This window comes from Streptomyces sp. NPDC048696 (genome assembly GCF_043198895.1).
GTDB lineage: Bacteria > Actinomycetota > Actinomycetes > Streptomycetales > Streptomycetaceae > Streptomyces.
Genome location: NZ_JBICVJ010000010.1, coordinates 220,869 through 234,560 on the forward strand (window position 1 = coordinate 220,869; position 13,692 = coordinate 234,560).

13 protein-coding genes are annotated in these 13,692 nt (G+C 71.7%); 5 read left to right on the forward strand and 8 right to left on the reverse strand.

The genetic code is table 11. From position 1 onward, the window contains the following. Positions 1-29 precede the first annotated feature (29 nt). The 3 genes from ACGFRG_RS22590 to ACGFRG_RS22600 are packed head-to-tail and all read right to left on the reverse strand — an operon-like array spanning position 30 to position 3,439. Positions 30-785, reverse strand: coding sequence for a succinate dehydrogenase/fumarate reductase iron-sulfur subunit (locus ACGFRG_RS22590; protein ID WP_361418796.1), 756 nt, complete (start codon positions 783-785; stop codon positions 30-32). Beyond that, the gene (locus ACGFRG_RS22595; RefSeq protein ID WP_361418798.1) at positions 782-2,731 is read right to left on the reverse strand and encodes a fumarate reductase/succinate dehydrogenase flavoprotein subunit; all 1,950 of its coding nucleotides are present in this window, start codon (positions 2,729-2,731) and stop codon (positions 782-784) included. Before ACGFRG_RS22595 ends, ACGFRG_RS22590 begins: the two co-directional genes overlap by 4 nt. Beyond that, positions 2,732-3,439 (reverse strand): succinate dehydrogenase, encoded by a 708-nt coding sequence (locus ACGFRG_RS22600; protein WP_393266472.1) that lies wholly within the window; start codon positions 3,437-3,439, stop codon positions 2,732-2,734. Positions 3,440-3,522: 83 nt separating this feature from the next. On the opposite strand from ACGFRG_RS22600, the gene ACGFRG_RS22605 reads away from it, so the two are divergent. After that, complete coding sequence (locus tag ACGFRG_RS22605) at positions 3,523-4,425, forward strand: LysR family transcriptional regulator (RefSeq protein WP_393266474.1); 903 nt, start codon at positions 3,523-3,525, stop codon at positions 4,423-4,425. Between the two features lie 19 nt (positions 4,426-4,444). Here the strand turns inward: ACGFRG_RS22605 and ACGFRG_RS22610 are convergent, their stop codons facing one another. The 3 genes from ACGFRG_RS22610 to ACGFRG_RS22620 all read right to left on the reverse strand — a co-directional run bounded on the left by ACGFRG_RS22610 (position 4,445) and on the right by ACGFRG_RS22620 (position 8,723). Beyond that, the gene (locus ACGFRG_RS22610) at positions 4,445-6,619 is read right to left on the reverse strand and encodes an EAL domain-containing protein (RefSeq protein WP_361418807.1); all 2,175 of its coding nucleotides are present in this window, start codon (positions 6,617-6,619) and stop codon (positions 4,445-4,447) included. Then, positions 6,616-7,428, reverse strand: a complete 813-nt coding sequence (locus tag ACGFRG_RS22615) for an SAM-dependent methyltransferase (protein ID WP_393266478.1) — start codon at positions 7,426-7,428, stop codon at positions 6,616-6,618. Before ACGFRG_RS22615 ends, ACGFRG_RS22610 begins: the two co-directional genes overlap by 4 nt. 323 nt (positions 7,429-7,751) lie before the next feature. Further along, entirely contained in the window at positions 7,752-8,723 is a 972-nt protein-coding gene (locus tag ACGFRG_RS22620) for an SCO0930 family lipoprotein (RefSeq protein ID WP_361418813.1), read from the reverse strand. A 229-nt stretch (positions 8,724-8,952) separates the two neighbouring features. On the opposite strand from ACGFRG_RS22620, the gene ACGFRG_RS22625 reads away from it, so the two are divergent. The 3 genes from ACGFRG_RS22625 (at position 8,953) to ACGFRG_RS22635 (ending at position 11,137) form a co-directional block, all read left to right on the forward strand. Continuing rightward, positions 8,953-9,564: a hypothetical protein gene (locus tag ACGFRG_RS22625; RefSeq protein WP_393266482.1), complete on the forward strand. Its 612-nt coding sequence runs from the start codon at positions 8,953-8,955 to the stop codon at positions 9,562-9,564. 54 nt (positions 9,565-9,618) lie between these two features. After that, the gene (locus tag ACGFRG_RS22630) at positions 9,619-10,383 is read left to right on the forward strand and encodes a hypothetical protein (RefSeq protein WP_361418819.1); all 765 of its coding nucleotides are present in this window, start codon (positions 9,619-9,621) and stop codon (positions 10,381-10,383) included. Between the two features lie 178 nt (positions 10,384-10,561). After that, complete coding sequence (locus ACGFRG_RS22635) at positions 10,562-11,137, forward strand: hypothetical protein (protein ID WP_361418822.1); 576 nt, start codon at positions 10,562-10,564, stop codon at positions 11,135-11,137. 85 nt (positions 11,138-11,222) lie between these two features. Here the strand turns inward: ACGFRG_RS22635 and ACGFRG_RS22640 are convergent, their stop codons facing one another. Further along, a complete protein-coding gene (locus tag ACGFRG_RS22640) occupies positions 11,223-11,702 on the reverse strand; it encodes a hypothetical protein (RefSeq protein ID WP_361418825.1) in 480 nt (159 codons plus the stop codon). Between the two features lie 366 nt (positions 11,703-12,068). Here ACGFRG_RS22640 and ACGFRG_RS22645 point away from each other — a divergent pair, with 366 nt between their 5' ends. Continuing rightward, positions 12,069-12,728 (forward strand): class F sortase, encoded by a 660-nt coding sequence (locus ACGFRG_RS22645; protein WP_361418828.1) that lies wholly within the window; start codon positions 12,069-12,071, stop codon positions 12,726-12,728. Between the two features lie 28 nt (positions 12,729-12,756). Here the strand turns inward: ACGFRG_RS22645 and ACGFRG_RS22650 are convergent, their stop codons facing one another. Beyond that, complete coding sequence (locus ACGFRG_RS22650) at positions 12,757-13,602, reverse strand: polysaccharide deacetylase family protein (RefSeq protein ID WP_361418831.1); 846 nt, start codon at positions 13,600-13,602, stop codon at positions 12,757-12,759. Positions 13,603-13,692 lie beyond the last annotated feature (90 nt).

Consider the following 13,692-nt stretch of genomic DNA (forward strand, 5'->3'; position numbering starts at 1 on the left):
ACCGAGCCCTGGGAGGTCGGCCGCCCGAGTCAGCGGCCGACCTTCTTGGCCCTGCGGGTCGCCCGCAGCCACTCCTTGTTCATCGCCGCGATCGACGGCAGCGGGATGCCCTTGGGACAGGCGGTGGCGCACTCGCCGGTCAGGGTGCAGCCGCCGAAGCCCTCCGCGTCCATCTGGCCCACCATGTCGAGCACCCGGGTCTCGCGCTCGGGCGCGCCCTGCGGCAGCACGTTGAGATGGTTGACCTTGGCCGAGGTGAAGAGCATGGCCGAGCCGTTGGGGCAGGCCGCCACGCACGCGCCGCAGCCGATGCACTCGGCGTGCTCGAAGGCGAAGTCGGCGTCCGGCTTGGGCACCGGTGTGGCGTGCGCCTCGGGGGCCGCTCCCGTCGGGGCGCTGATGTAACCACCGGCCTGGATGATCCGGTCGAACGCGGAGCGGTCCACCACCAGGTCCTTCACCACCGGGAAGGCGGCGGCGCGCCACGGCTCGACGTCGATGGTGTCGCCGTCCCGGAAGGACCGCATGTGCAGCTGGCAGCTGGTGGTGCGCTCGGGGCCGTGCGCGTCGCCGTTGATGACCAGGCTGCACGCGCCGCAGATGCCCTCGCGGCAGTCGTGGTCGAAGGCGACCGGGTCCTCGCCCTTGAGGATGAGCTCCTCGTTGAGCGTGTCGAGCATTTCGAGGAACGACATGTCGGCGGAGATGCCGTCCACTTCGTAGGTGGACATCGCTCCGTCGGCGTCGGCGTCGCGCTGGCGCCAGACGCGCAGGGTGAGCTTCATGCGTAGCTCCGCTGAGTGGGGTGGACGTACTCGAAGACCAGGTCTTCCTTGTGCAGGACAGGTGCGGCGCCGTTCGCCGCGAACTCCCAGGCGGCCGCGTACGAGAACTCCTCGTCGCGGCGCTCGGCCTCGCCGTCCGGGGTCTGGGACTCCTCGCGGAAGTGGCCGCCGCAGGACTCGGCCCGGTGCAGCGCGTCGAGGCACATCAGCTCGGCGAGCTCCAGGTAGTCGACGATCCGGTTGGCCTTCTCCAGCGACTGGTTGAACTCCTCGCCGGTGCCCGGCACCTTGATGCGGCGCCAGAACTCCTCGCGGATCTGCGGGATCCGCTCCAGCGCCTTGCGCAGCCCCTCCTCGGTGCGGGCCATCCCGCAGTACTCCCACATCAGTTCACCGATCTCGCGGTGGAAGGAGTCGGGGGTGCGGTCGCCGTCGACGGCGAGGAGCAGGTTGAGCCGGTCCTCGGTCTCGGCGACGGCTTCGGCGACCGCCGGATGGTCGGCGGCGACCGGCGCCTGGTTCGGGTTGCGGGCCAGATAGTCGCCGATCGTCGACGGCAGGACGAAGTAGCCGTCGGCGAGGCCCTGCATCAGCGCGGACGCGCCGAGCCGGTTGGCGCCGTGGTCGGAGAAGTTGGCCTCGCCGATCGCGAACAGACCGGGGACGGTGGTCTGGAGGTCGTAGTCGACCCAGAGCCCGCCCATCGTGTAGTGCACGGCCGGATAGATCCGCATCGGGACCTCGTACGGGTTCTCGGCGGTGATCCGCTCGTACATCTCGAAGAGGTTGCCGTACTTCTCCGCGACCTTGTCCCGGCCCATCCGTGCGATGGCGTCCGCGAAGTCGAGGTAGACCCCCTGGCCGCCGGGGCCCACCCCGCGGCCCTCGTCGCAGACGTTCTTGGCGGCGCGCGAGGCGATGTCGCGCGGGACCAGGTTGCCGAACGACGGGTAGATGCGCTCCAGGTAGTAGTCGCGCTCGTCCTCCGGGATCTCGGCGGCGGGGCGATGGTCGCCCTTGGCCTTCGGCACCCAGATGCGGCCGTCGTTGCGCAGCGACTCGCTCATCAGGGTGAGTTTGGACTGGTGCTCGCCGGTGCGCGGGATGCACGTGGGGTGGATCTGGGTGAAGCAGGGGTTGGCGAAGTAGGCGCCCCGGCGGTGGGCCCGCCAGATCGCGGTCGCGTTGGAGTTCATCGCGTTGGTCGAGAGATAGAAGACGTTGCCGTAACCGCCGCTGGCCAGCACCACCGCGTCCGCGAAGTAGGTGTCGATCCGGCCGGTGACCAGGTCGCGGGCGACGATGCCGCGCGCCCGCCCGTCCACCACGATCAGGTCCAGCATCTCGGTCCTGGCGTGCAGTTCCACGTTCCCGGCGGCGATCTGGCGCGACAGCGCCTGGTAGGCGCCGAGCAGCAGCTGCTGTCCGGTCTGGCCGCGGGCGTAGAACGTACGGGAGACTTGGACGCCGCCGAAGGAGCGGGTGTCGAGGAGCCCGCCGTACTCGCGGGCGAACGGCACGCCCTGCGCCACGCACTGGTCGATGATCTCGACCGAGATCTGGGCGAGGCGGTGGACGTTGGACTCGCGCGCCCGGAAGTCGCCGCCCTTGACGGTGTCGTAGAAGAGGCGGTGGACGGAGTCGCCGTCGCCCCGGTAGTTCTTGGCCGCGTTGATGCCGCCCTGCGCGGCGATGGAGTGGGCGCGGCGCGGGGAGTCCTGGAAGCAGAACTGGACGACGTGGTAGCCCTGTTCGGCCAGCGTCGCGCCGGCCGAGCCGCCCGCGAGGCCGGTGCCGACGACGATCACGGTGTGCTTGCGGCGGTTGGCCGGGTTGACGAGCTTCGCCTCGAAGCGGCGGGTGTCCCAGCGCTCGGCGACGGGCCCGGCGGGCGCCTTGGTGTCGGCGATCGGGTCGCCGAGCGCGTAGTCGGTATACGAGGTCATTCAGCTCACCACTCCGGTCATGACGGCGACGGGTACGGCGATGAAGCCGAGGGTCAGCACCAGCGCGAGGACGTTGGCGCAGGTCTTGAGGAACCGGTCGCGGGCGGCGCTGCCGGCGCCGAGGGTCTGGGCCGCGCTCCAGAAGCCGTGCTGGATGTGCAGGCCGAGCGCGAGCATCGCCACGATGTAGATGACGTCGCCGTACCAGGTGGAGAAGGTGTCCACGACGTTCTGGTACGGGTGCCCGGACTGGAAGCCGCCGGAGTGCACGGTCCCGGTGGTCAGGTCCAGGATGTGCCAGACCACGAAGAGCCCGAGGATGATCCCGCCCCAGCGCATGGTGCGGGTGGCGTAGCTCGCGCGCGGCCGCTTGTGCACGTACTGGCTGGGGCGCGCCCTGATGTCCCGGCGGCTCAGCTGGTACGCGGAGACCGCGTGCGCGACGACGGCCACGACCAGCACCACCCGGATGATCCAGAGCGCCCACTCGTGGTGCAGGAACGGCTCCCCGATGGTGCGCAGCCAGTGCGCGTACGCGTTGAAGTCGCCCGCACCGAAGAAGATCTTGAGGTTGCCGAACATGTGGACGGCCAGGTAGGACAGCATGATCAGGCCGCTGACGGCCATGACGGCCTTCTTGCCGACGGTCGAGTCCCACACGGTGCGCGTCAAGGACGGTTTTCGGTCCGTCCGCGTTGCCAGAGCCATGCCGTAGACGCTAGGGCCGGAGGTCCCGAGAGGTCCAAGACATGGATCTGCTCAAATCGATAGCCATGGACTATCGTGGGCCAATGCAGTTCCAGCAGCTCCTGTACTTCGTCGCCGTCGCCGAGACGCGCCACTTCACCCGCGCCGCCGAGCAGGTGCACGTCTCCCAGCCGTCGCTCTCCCAGCAGATCAGGGCGCTGGAGAAGGAGCTCGGCGCGGAGCTGTTCAGCCGCGCCCGGGGCAACATCGCGCTCACCGACGCGGGCGAGGCGCTGCTGCCGCTGGCCCGCCGCATCCTCGCCGACGCCGACACCGCCCGCATCGAGGTGCAGGAGCTGGCCCAGCTGCGGCGCGGCCGGGTCCGGCTCGGCGCCACCCCGAGCCTGTGCACCGGACTGCTGCCCGAGGTGCTGCGCGCCTTCCACGGCCGCCACCCCGGCATCCAGCTCCTCATCGAGGAGGGCGGCTCGCACGACCTCGTACGGGAACTGGCGCGCGGCGCGCTCGATCTGGCGCTCGTGGTGCTGCCGCTGCCGCCCGGGTCGCCCGCGCTGACCAGCGTCGAGCTCTTCCACGAGGACCTGGTGGTGGTCTCGGCGGCCGCCGAACCGCCGCCGGGCCCGGGCGAGTCGGTGCGGATCCGCGATCTGCGCGACGCGCCGCTGGTCATGTTCCGGCACGGCTACGACCTGCGGGAGCTGACGGTGGGCGCCTGCCGCGCCGAGGGCTTCGAGCCGTCGTTCACCGTCGAGGGCGGCGAGATGGACGCGGTGCTCGGTTTCGTACGGGCCGGGCTCGGCATCGCGGTGGTGCCGAGCATGGTGGCCGCCCGGGCGGGCCGCGAGCTGCGCGTGACCCCGCTGGCGCGCCCCGGCCTTCGCCGTACGATCGCGCTCGCCCACCGCAGTGATGTGGACCCGCCGCGCGCCGCACGGGAGTTGCAGCGGGTCCTGCTCGGCATCGGGAAGAGCGGGGCGGCCTCGTGAGCCCGGCGCCGCGGCCGGGTCAGACCGCGTCCACCAGGGCGAGCGAGTGGATGCGGTCGGGGGCGCCGGGGCGGGCGTAGTACCAGCCCTGCGCGGTGTCGCAGCCCAGCGCGCGCAACTGCTCGGCTTGCGCCCCGGTCTCCACTCCCTCGACGGTGACGGCCAGTTGGAGGCTGTGGGCGAGCGAGACGATGCCCTCGACGATCTTGATGTCGACCGGGTCCGCCGGGTGCTGCTGCATGGACTGGGTGAACGAGCGGTCCAGCTTGAGCACGCTCACCGGCAGCCGGCGCAGATTGGCGAGGTTGGAGTAGCCGGTGCCGAAGTCGTCGAGCGCGATGTCCACGCCCATGTCCGCGAGCTGGCGCAGCGGCTTCAACAGGTCGTCGTCGGCGCCGATGAGCGCGGACTCGGTGACCTCAAGGCACAGCGCGCCCGGTTCCAGGCCGGAGCGCTCCAGGACCTCCACGGTGTCGGCGACCAGGCCCGGGTGGTGGAGCTGGGTCGGCGACAGGTTCACGTTGATCCGCAGCGGGCCGCCCGCCCGCGAACCCGGGTGGCGCTCCTGCCAGAACCGGGCCTGGCGTACGGACTCGGCCATCACCCAGCGGCCGAGCGGCACGATCAGACCGGTGTGCTCGGCGAGCGGAATGAACCGGTCCGGCCCGAGGATCCCGTGCTGCGGGTGCGACCAGCGCACCAGCGCCTCCGCCCCGTGCACACTGCCGTCGTCGAGGTGCACCAGCGGCTGGTACTCGATGAAGAACTCGCCGCGCTCCAGGGCCGCGGGCAGCGCGTTGGTCAGCCCGTGCCGGGTGATCGCGCGCGCGTCGGCCTCCGGGTCGGCCCGCTCGAAGCGGTTGCCGCCCGCCGCCTTCGCCCGGTACATCGTGATGTCGGCGCTGCGCAGCACCTCGGCGGCGCCGCGCTCGCCCGCCGGGCCCTCGACCACGCCGATGGAGCCGCGCACGGTCAGCTCACGGCCGTCGAGCCGGATCGGCGCGGAGAGCACGCCGAGGATGCGCGAGGCCAGTTCGTCGACCTCGCGCAGGGTGTCGGTGCCGGTGGTCAGAGCCACGAACTCGTCGCCGCCGAGCCGCGCCACCATCTCGCCGGGCCCGGTCGCGCAGCTCTGCAGCCGGTCGGCGACCTCCACCAGGAGCCGGTCGCCCGCCGAGTGGCCGAGGCTGTCGTTGACCGCCTTGAAGCCGTCGAGGTCGAGATAGCAGAGCCCGAACCGCCTGCCCTCGCCCGGCGCCAGCGCCTTCTCCAGGCGTTCGAAGAACAGCGTGCGGTTGGGCAGCCCGGTCAGCGCGTCATGGGTGGCCTCGTAGCGCAGCCGCAGATTGAGCAGCCGCCGCTCGGTGGTGTCCTCCAGGAGCGCCAGCTGGTACTGCGGACGCCCCTCGGAGTCGCGCAGCAGCGAGACCGTCAGATTGGTCCACAGCACGGTTCCGTCGCCCCGGTAGTACGGCTTGTCGACCCGGTAGTGGTCGCGCTCGCCGCGCACCAGCTCCTCGTAGAGCCGCCAGACCTGCGGCGCGTCCTCGGGGTGCGCCCACTCGCTGACGTTGCGGCTGCGGATCCGGCCCTCGATGCCGCCGAACATCCGGGTGAGGGTCTCGTTGACCTCCAGGACGTTGCCTTCGAGGTCGGCGATGCCGATGCCGACGGCGGCGCCCTCGAAGACCGCGCGGAACCGGGCCTCGCTGGTGTGCAGGGCCACCTCGGCGGCGCTGCGCGCGGAGAGCGCGGAGCGGGCGATGGCCTCCTGCTCGCTGAGGGTGCGCTCGCGCAGCGCCTGGGCGAAGCCCGCGGCCAGCGCGTGCTGGAGGCGGGCGCACCGCGCCCGCGCCTCCTCGGCCCGCAGGCCCTGGTCCGTACCGCAGTACAGGACGAGATACGAGTCGACGACGCCGAGCGTACGGCTGAGGGCGTCCGGGTCGGTGCAGTGGGCGCGCACCAGTGAGGCGCCGACCTCGTGCGCGGGCGCCGGGTCGAAGTGGCGGCGGTGCAGCGCCTCGATGAGCCGGCGCGCCAGCGGGACCAGATGCTGCTCGAACTCGGGGCGGGTCAGCGAGGTCGCGGTCACCGGGAAGATCGCCCGGCTCCAGATCGTGGCGAACCGTCTGAGCCTGGACTCCGGACCGTCGGGATCCAGGGGCTGCCCCTGCGCCTTGGCCGGGGTGCTCACGCTTTGCGTCCCACGCCGGCGAACCCCGAGAAGGCATAGGGGTCTTCCTGCTCCGGCGAGGTCTCGGGCCGCCACATCGGCATCTGGACCACGCCCGGCGCGACCAGGTCGAACCCGTCGAAGAACCCGGCTATCTGCTCGCTGGTCCGCATGACCAGCGGGTTGCGGATGGTGCGGTAGACGCCCACCGCGCCGCCCGCGCGCTCCTCGCTGAGCGGGATGCCCTCGTACGCGGCATGGGTGAGGACGAGCAAGCTGCCGGGGGCGAGCGCGTCGCGCAGTTCGGCGACCGCGGCGTACGGGTCGTCGTCGTCCTCCAGGAAGTGCAGCACCGCCACCAGCAGCAGGGCGACCGGCCGGTCCAGGTCGAGCAGCCGACGCACCTCGGGGCTGGCCAGGATGTCCTGGGGCTTGCGCAGATCGGCGGCGACGATGCCCGCCCGCTCGTTGCCCTCCAGGACGGCACGGCTGTGCGCGACGGCGACCGGGTCGTGGTCGACGTAGACCACCCGCGCCTCGGGGTCCGCGTGCTGGGCGACCTCGTGGACGTTGCCGAACGTCGGGATGCCGGAGCCGATGTCGAGGAACTGGGTGATGCCCTCGTCGAGGGCGAAGCGCACCGCCCGCCGCATGAACGCCCGGTTCGCCTGCATGACCTTGGGCAGTCCGGGGATGAACTCCATGGCCTTGCGCGCGGCTTCCCGGTCGACCTCGAAGTTGTGCGAGCCGCCCAGGTAGTAGTCGTAGATGCGGGACACGCTCGGTACCGAGATGTCGATGCCCGTCGGGGCCCAGGCGGGACGCTCCATCAATGACTCCAACAACTCGCCGCGGGGGATGTGATGGCCATGTGCATGGTCAGTGTTCGAGCCGAGGCTACTGATCGTCAGCCAGGAGGGCGAGTCAAAACGGAAAATGCCGATCCGTTATTGGTCACACACTCCATCGGTCACACATGCCGCGACGCACGTCGAACCCGCCACCGCGCGGGGGACACGGTGACGGGCCGACGGCCTGGGGAGGGGGATTTCTGAGGGATTGCCCGGCGGATTTCCCGGCGGTTCACCCGGGGGCTCGCTCGGCAGCTCCGGTGGTTCACCCGGGGGCTTGCTCGGTGGCCTGCAAGGTGGGCCTACTTGGTGGCTCCCACCAGCTTCGCGTCGGGCGTGACCGCGAACCAGGTGCCGTTCACGCCCTGGCCGTTGGTGTCGCCGGGTTTGGTGTCACCGGCGAAGGTGTAGACGGGCCAGCAGTTGATCGACTGCTGCTTCAGGCCGTCGGGCCGGTTGAAGGTGACGAAGCCCTTCTGGATGATGCCCTGGGTGTCGCTCTTCTCGACGGGCGCGACCACCGGCCACTTCTTCAGGCAGTCGCCGGTGCAGGCCGACTTCATGGGCCAGGCGGAGTCCTTCTTGAGGCGGTAGACGGTCATGCCGCGCGAGTCCACGATGATCTTCCCCAGCTTGGGGTCGTTGCGGACCGAGAGCCCGGGCAGGCTCGCGGGCTCGGCGGCCCCGGAACCCGACCCGGATCCGGTTCCGTCGGCGGCGGGCTTCGCCTTCTTGCCGTCGGGGGCCGAGGCGTACCAAGTGCCGCCCACGCCCTGCCCGTTGGCGTCTCCCGGTTTGGTGTCCTTGGTGTAGCGGTACATCGGCCAGCCCGCGATCGTGAGCTGCTTGGTGCCGTCGGACCGGGTCACCTGGCCGATGAGGCCGGATTCGGTCCCCGGGGCCGCCGTGACACTGCCCGCGGGCACGGCGGGCCACGCCTTCGCGCAGTCGCCGTCGCAATTCGACTTCGGCGGACTCGCGGTGTCCTTGTCGAAGCGGTAGAGCGTGAATCCGGCGCTGTCGGTCACCACCTTGCCCAGCTCCTTGCTGTCCCACACCGCCAGCTGCCCGGCCGACTTGGCCGCCGTCTTGTCGGCCGAGCCGTAACCGCTGTCACCGTATCCGTAGCCGGTGTCGCTGCCGGCCTGGGCCGCGTTGCCGACCGGCTGGCCCTTCGGCGCGGCGCTTCCCTTGTCCTGACCGCAGGCCGTCGCCGTCAGTGCCAGTACAGCCGCCGCGGTCACCGCGAGCGAGGCGTTGCGCCAGGTTGCCATGTCAACTCCCGTTGATTGTCCGTCTCTTGTGGCGCCTGGGTGCGCCTTTCATGGCCCTAGGTACGCGTGGCGGCCCCCCGAGCGTTCAACCCCCTGCGAAAGAATTTTCCCGCCCCCGTGAAACCGCCCCTCGCCCGTTCCAAACGCAAAGCGGCCGAAGCTCCTCCCATCAGGCGAATCAGCGTCGCGCGCATAGTGCCCGGGGCCGCCGGGCCCGATGATCCGAGACGTGCACGGAACCCATTTGGCCCAACGGCCGCTCGGCGCCCGGTTGGCCGGGCGGCTCGTCGCGACGGCCGCCCTCGCCCTGCTGTTCGCCGGTCCCGCACCGCACGCGCGCGCGGACGCCTGTGCGTGGGCGGTCGCGGACCACGGGTCGAACGCGGCGGTGGCGATCGCCGGGGACGGCGGCCTCTGCACACCGCCGCCGCCCCCGCCCGCACCGAAGCCGCCCGCGCCCAAGCCGCCGCCGGTGCCGCCCAAGCCGGTGCCGCCGCCTCCGGCACCTCCGCCGCCTCCCGTGCCCCCGGCCCCGGTCCCGCCGCAGCCGGTGCCGCCGAAGCCCGTACCGCCCAATCCGGTGCCGCCACCGCCTTTTGCCCCGCCCGTACGTCCGCCCGCCCCGGCACCCGTCCCGCCGCAGCCGCCGACGCCGCCGGCGTCCCCGACGCCCTCGGTCACTCCCCCGCCGCCGCGGCCCCGGCCGATGGTGCTGCACGCGTACCGCATGCCGCCGCGCAAGAAGCCCAGCTCGCTGCTCTCCCCGGTCACGCTCACGCTGCTGATCACGGCGCCCGCGGTGCTGGCCGTCGCCGTGCTCCGCCCCCGTTCTTCCCGCTGATCGCGCGTCCGCGTCGTACGCACTCCCCCGCTCCGACCCGTGGAAGGTTCTGCCTTGAAGGACTGGATCGTCCTCGTTATCGCGATGGCCGCCGCGTGCGCCGTCGTGCTGACCATCGTCGTCGTCAACCACCGCCGCATCCGCGAGGACGACGACCCCTCCGAGACCCCGGACGTCATCGAGTACATGACGATGATGATGGGCGTGGTGTACGCGATCGTCCTGGGCCTCGCCATCGCGGGCGTCTGGGAGGCCCGCAGCGCTGCCCAGGAGACCGTCCGTCAGGAGGCCCAGGCGCTGCACGAGGTCAGCGAGCGCGTCCAGGTCTATCCGGCCCCGGTCCGCGACCACATCCGCGCCGACGTCGACTCGTACGTCACGTACGTGATCCACAGCGAGTGGCACCACATGCAGGTCGACGGCGAGCTCGGCGACAAGGGGGCCGTGCTGCTCTCGAAGCTCCGCAAGGACGTCACCGGCTATGTGCCCGCCAACGACCACGAGAGCCAGGCCTACCAGCCGCTCGTCGACCAGGTGGCCGCCGTCGACGACGCCCGCACCGCACGCGGGCAGGGGGCGGGCGCGACCATGCCGGGCGTGGTGTGGTTCGGGCTGATCGTCGGGGCCGTGGTGACCGTCGGGCTGATCTTCACGCTCCAGATCCGGCGCACCGGGCGCGAACTGCTGCTGGCCGGGCTCTTCAGCGTGCTGATCGCGTTCCTGCTCTTCCTGATCTGGGACTTCGACGCGCCGTTCGGCCGGGGCGTCTCGGCCACCACCGCGCCCTTCCAGGCCCTGTTCCCGGAGCTGACGAATTGACGAAACAGGCGGGTGACACCCCGGCGGGTCCACCGGGTGGGGGAACGGAATGCCCCATTCGCCGGATACCGATCGCGACCGGAACCACCCGCTCCTAGCGTGTCGGGCACGAGACGCATTTCCCGCCTGATGTGGAAATCGGTTCCGCAGTGCGCCTCGGGGACCGGAGGATTAGTCCATGGGCGCGATACGTATCGGATCCGCCACCCTGCTCGCCGCCGCCGCACTCTCCCTCGCCACCCCCGGGGCCATGGCCGCCGACGGCGCGCACGGCAGCAACATCACGTCGTTCGGGTTCAGCGTGACCCCCTCCACCGTCGCCGCCGGCGGTCAGGTCACGCTGAACGTCACGGGGTGTCCCAACACCGCCACCGCCTCCTCCGGCGTCTTCGAGACCGTCACCATCCCCCGCGAGAGCTCCACGACCGCCCAGGTCGACTCCAACGCCAAGCGCGGTGCCACCTACACCGTGACGTTCATGTGCGGCAGCGAGCGGGGTACCACCGATCTGACGATCGCCGGCGGGCCCGGCCCACAGCCGGTCCGGCCCACCGTGCGGCCCCCTGTCGTCCGGCCCACCCCCCGGCCGCCGACCACCAGCTCGACCAGTGTCCCGGGGCGGGGTGTGCGGGGCGGTCTCGGCGGCAGCGCCCAGGGCGTGGACCTGGGGGAGATCGCCACCGGCCTCGCGCTCATCGCCGTCGCGGGCGGCGGTCTCGCGTTCTATCTGCGGCGGCGCGGCGACAGCCGCTGACACCGCCCCCAACGCCCGTCGCCCCGCGTCCTGGCCAGGACGCGGGGCGACGGGCGGTTCGGCTCTGTCCGGGAGGTTCGGTCGGTCAGAGCCGTCCGCCGGCTGCGCGGCGGCGTCGTACCACGAAGACGGCGCCGCCGATGGCGGCGGCGGCCACCAGGGACCCGCCGACCGCCATCTCGGTCTGAGTCGGGCCGACCGAGCCCCCGAGCCCGCCCATCGCGCCGCGGCCGGGGAGCACCGTGAAGCTGCGCACCTCGGTTCTGGGGTTGTCGTTGCACCGGACCGACAGGTTGTACGTCCCGGGCGCGATCCGGTCGAAGACCCTCGCGGTCGCGAAACCGGTGTCCCCGCTGGACAGCGACGTCGGGTGAAAGGCGTCCGACGTCACGATGCCGCCGTGGCCGCAGCCGTTGGCGGTGATCGTCAGGATGCCGCCCTGGTGCACCGCGTTCGGGTTGACCGAGACGTTGCTCGGGCCGAAGTTGGCAGCGGCCAGCGGGGCCGAGAGCCCCACCGCCGCGAAGGCGGCCACGGCCACCGGAAGAGCGCGTGAAGCACGCATGGTTGAACCTCCGAGGGAGGGCGCCCCAAAGCCGTGCTCCGGGAAATTCGACGAGTACGCCTCCCATGACGAACCCTCACCGCACGGCTGCGACCTCGCATGTCGGCGCTGGTCCACCCTGGTGAGCCGACACGCCGGGGAGCGGCCCGCCGATCTGACGGACCCGCAGGTCACAGACCGTCAGAACTTTTATCGGACGATAACGCCGACCGTGACACGGATGGGTCACCCCCGCTCGTCCGCCACGAAAGGGCGTCCCCCCGGCCTCCCCGGCCCCCTCACCCGTTCGCACCTCTCCGATCGCCGGAGTGCGATGTCGCCCCTACCGTGCCTACAGGTGGCACGGAGGGCTTTGGAGGGAGCGAGATGCGGCAGGAAGAGGGCGGCTCGGAGCATCGCAGGTGGTCGCCATGGGGGGCCCTGGCCCTGGTGATGCTCACCGGCCTGGCGCTGGTGCGCAACGGCGCCGACATCACGATGGGCCCGCCGCAGCCCGCGGCGGCGGCCGCGCTGACGGGCCGTCCGGAGGTCTTCGTCCCCACGACGCCGCTCATCCCGGTCGAGCCGCTGGGGTTCGCCCCGGCCTCCCGGATCACGATCGGCGCGATCAAGATCGACGCCCCGGTCATCGAGGTCGGGATCGACCAGGACGGCTGGGTCCAGGCGCCGCCCCCGGACGACCCCAATCTGGCGGGCTGGTACCAGAACGGGGTCTCCCCCGGCCAGCGCGGCACCGCGGTGATGGTCGGCCACGTCGACAACACCCGGGGCCCGGCCGTCTTCTACGGCCTCGGCTCGCTCAAGAAGGGCAACCACGTCGAGGTGACCCGCGCGGACGGGCGCGTCGCCGTGTTCGAGGTGTACGGCGTCGAGGTGTACGACAAGAACAACTTCCCGGGTGCCCGGGTGTACGGCGACACCGGGCACCCGGAGCTGCGGGTGATCACCTGCGGCGGCGGCTTCACCCGCGCCCGGGGCTACGACGGCAATGTCGTCGTCTTCGCCCGCATGGTGGCCTCTCGCTGAGCGGCCACCGGCCGACCGCCCAGGTGGCTCAGCGGCGCTTGGGCGGTACCCTCAACCGGTAGCCCGCGCCCAGCAGTTGGGGCAGATACGTGCGCAGCGCGGCCACGCTCTGCGAGCGGTCGCCCCCCGCGTCGTGCGAGAGCACCACGACGCCGGGCGCGGCGCCGTCCAGGACGCGCCGGACGATGGTGGGCGTGCCGGGCATGGTCCAGTCGAGCGTGTCCACGGTCCAGCCCATCGGCTCCATGCCCAGCTCGGCGCCGATCCGGAACGAGTCGCGGTTCCAGGCCCCGTACGGAGCACGGAACCACTGCGGACGCTCGCCGATGATGTCGTCGATCACCTCGCTGGTGCGGGCCATCTCGTCGTGCACCGCGTCGTACGACATCTTGATCAGGAGCGGATGGGTCCAGGAGTGGTTGCCGACGACATGGCCGTCGTCGTGCATCTCGCGCAGCAGATCGCGGTTGTCGGTCGCCATCTCGCCGCAGACGAAGAACATCGCGCGGACGTCGTGCTCGCGCAGGGTGCGCAGGATCTCCGGGGTGTAGCGCGGGTCGGGGCCGTCGTCGAAGGTCAGCACCATGGTGTCGGGGCCGAGCTGGGGCATGCTCAGGAACGGCTTGCGGCGCACCGGCGGCAGCGCGGTGTGGTACTGCGGCGGCGCGTCGGCGGTCATCGGCGCCAGCCGGTACGCGGTGGACTTCAGCCGGGGCGGCGCGGCCTGCGGCCCCGGGGCGGGCCCGGCGGCGGCCCGCCGCTCGGGGGCGCCGGTGTCCTCGGCGGTCAGCATCCGCAGGGCGGCGGCCGCTCCCAGGCAGGCGCCGACGCGCAGCAGCGTGCGTCGCCCGGGGAGCATCTCATCCTTTTTCATGAGCCATGGCTCGCACGGTGCGCGGCCCGGGCGCCTGAAGCACACCGCCCGCGTGGCCCGAAAACACCCGTTGGGACGCACCTGGGCCCG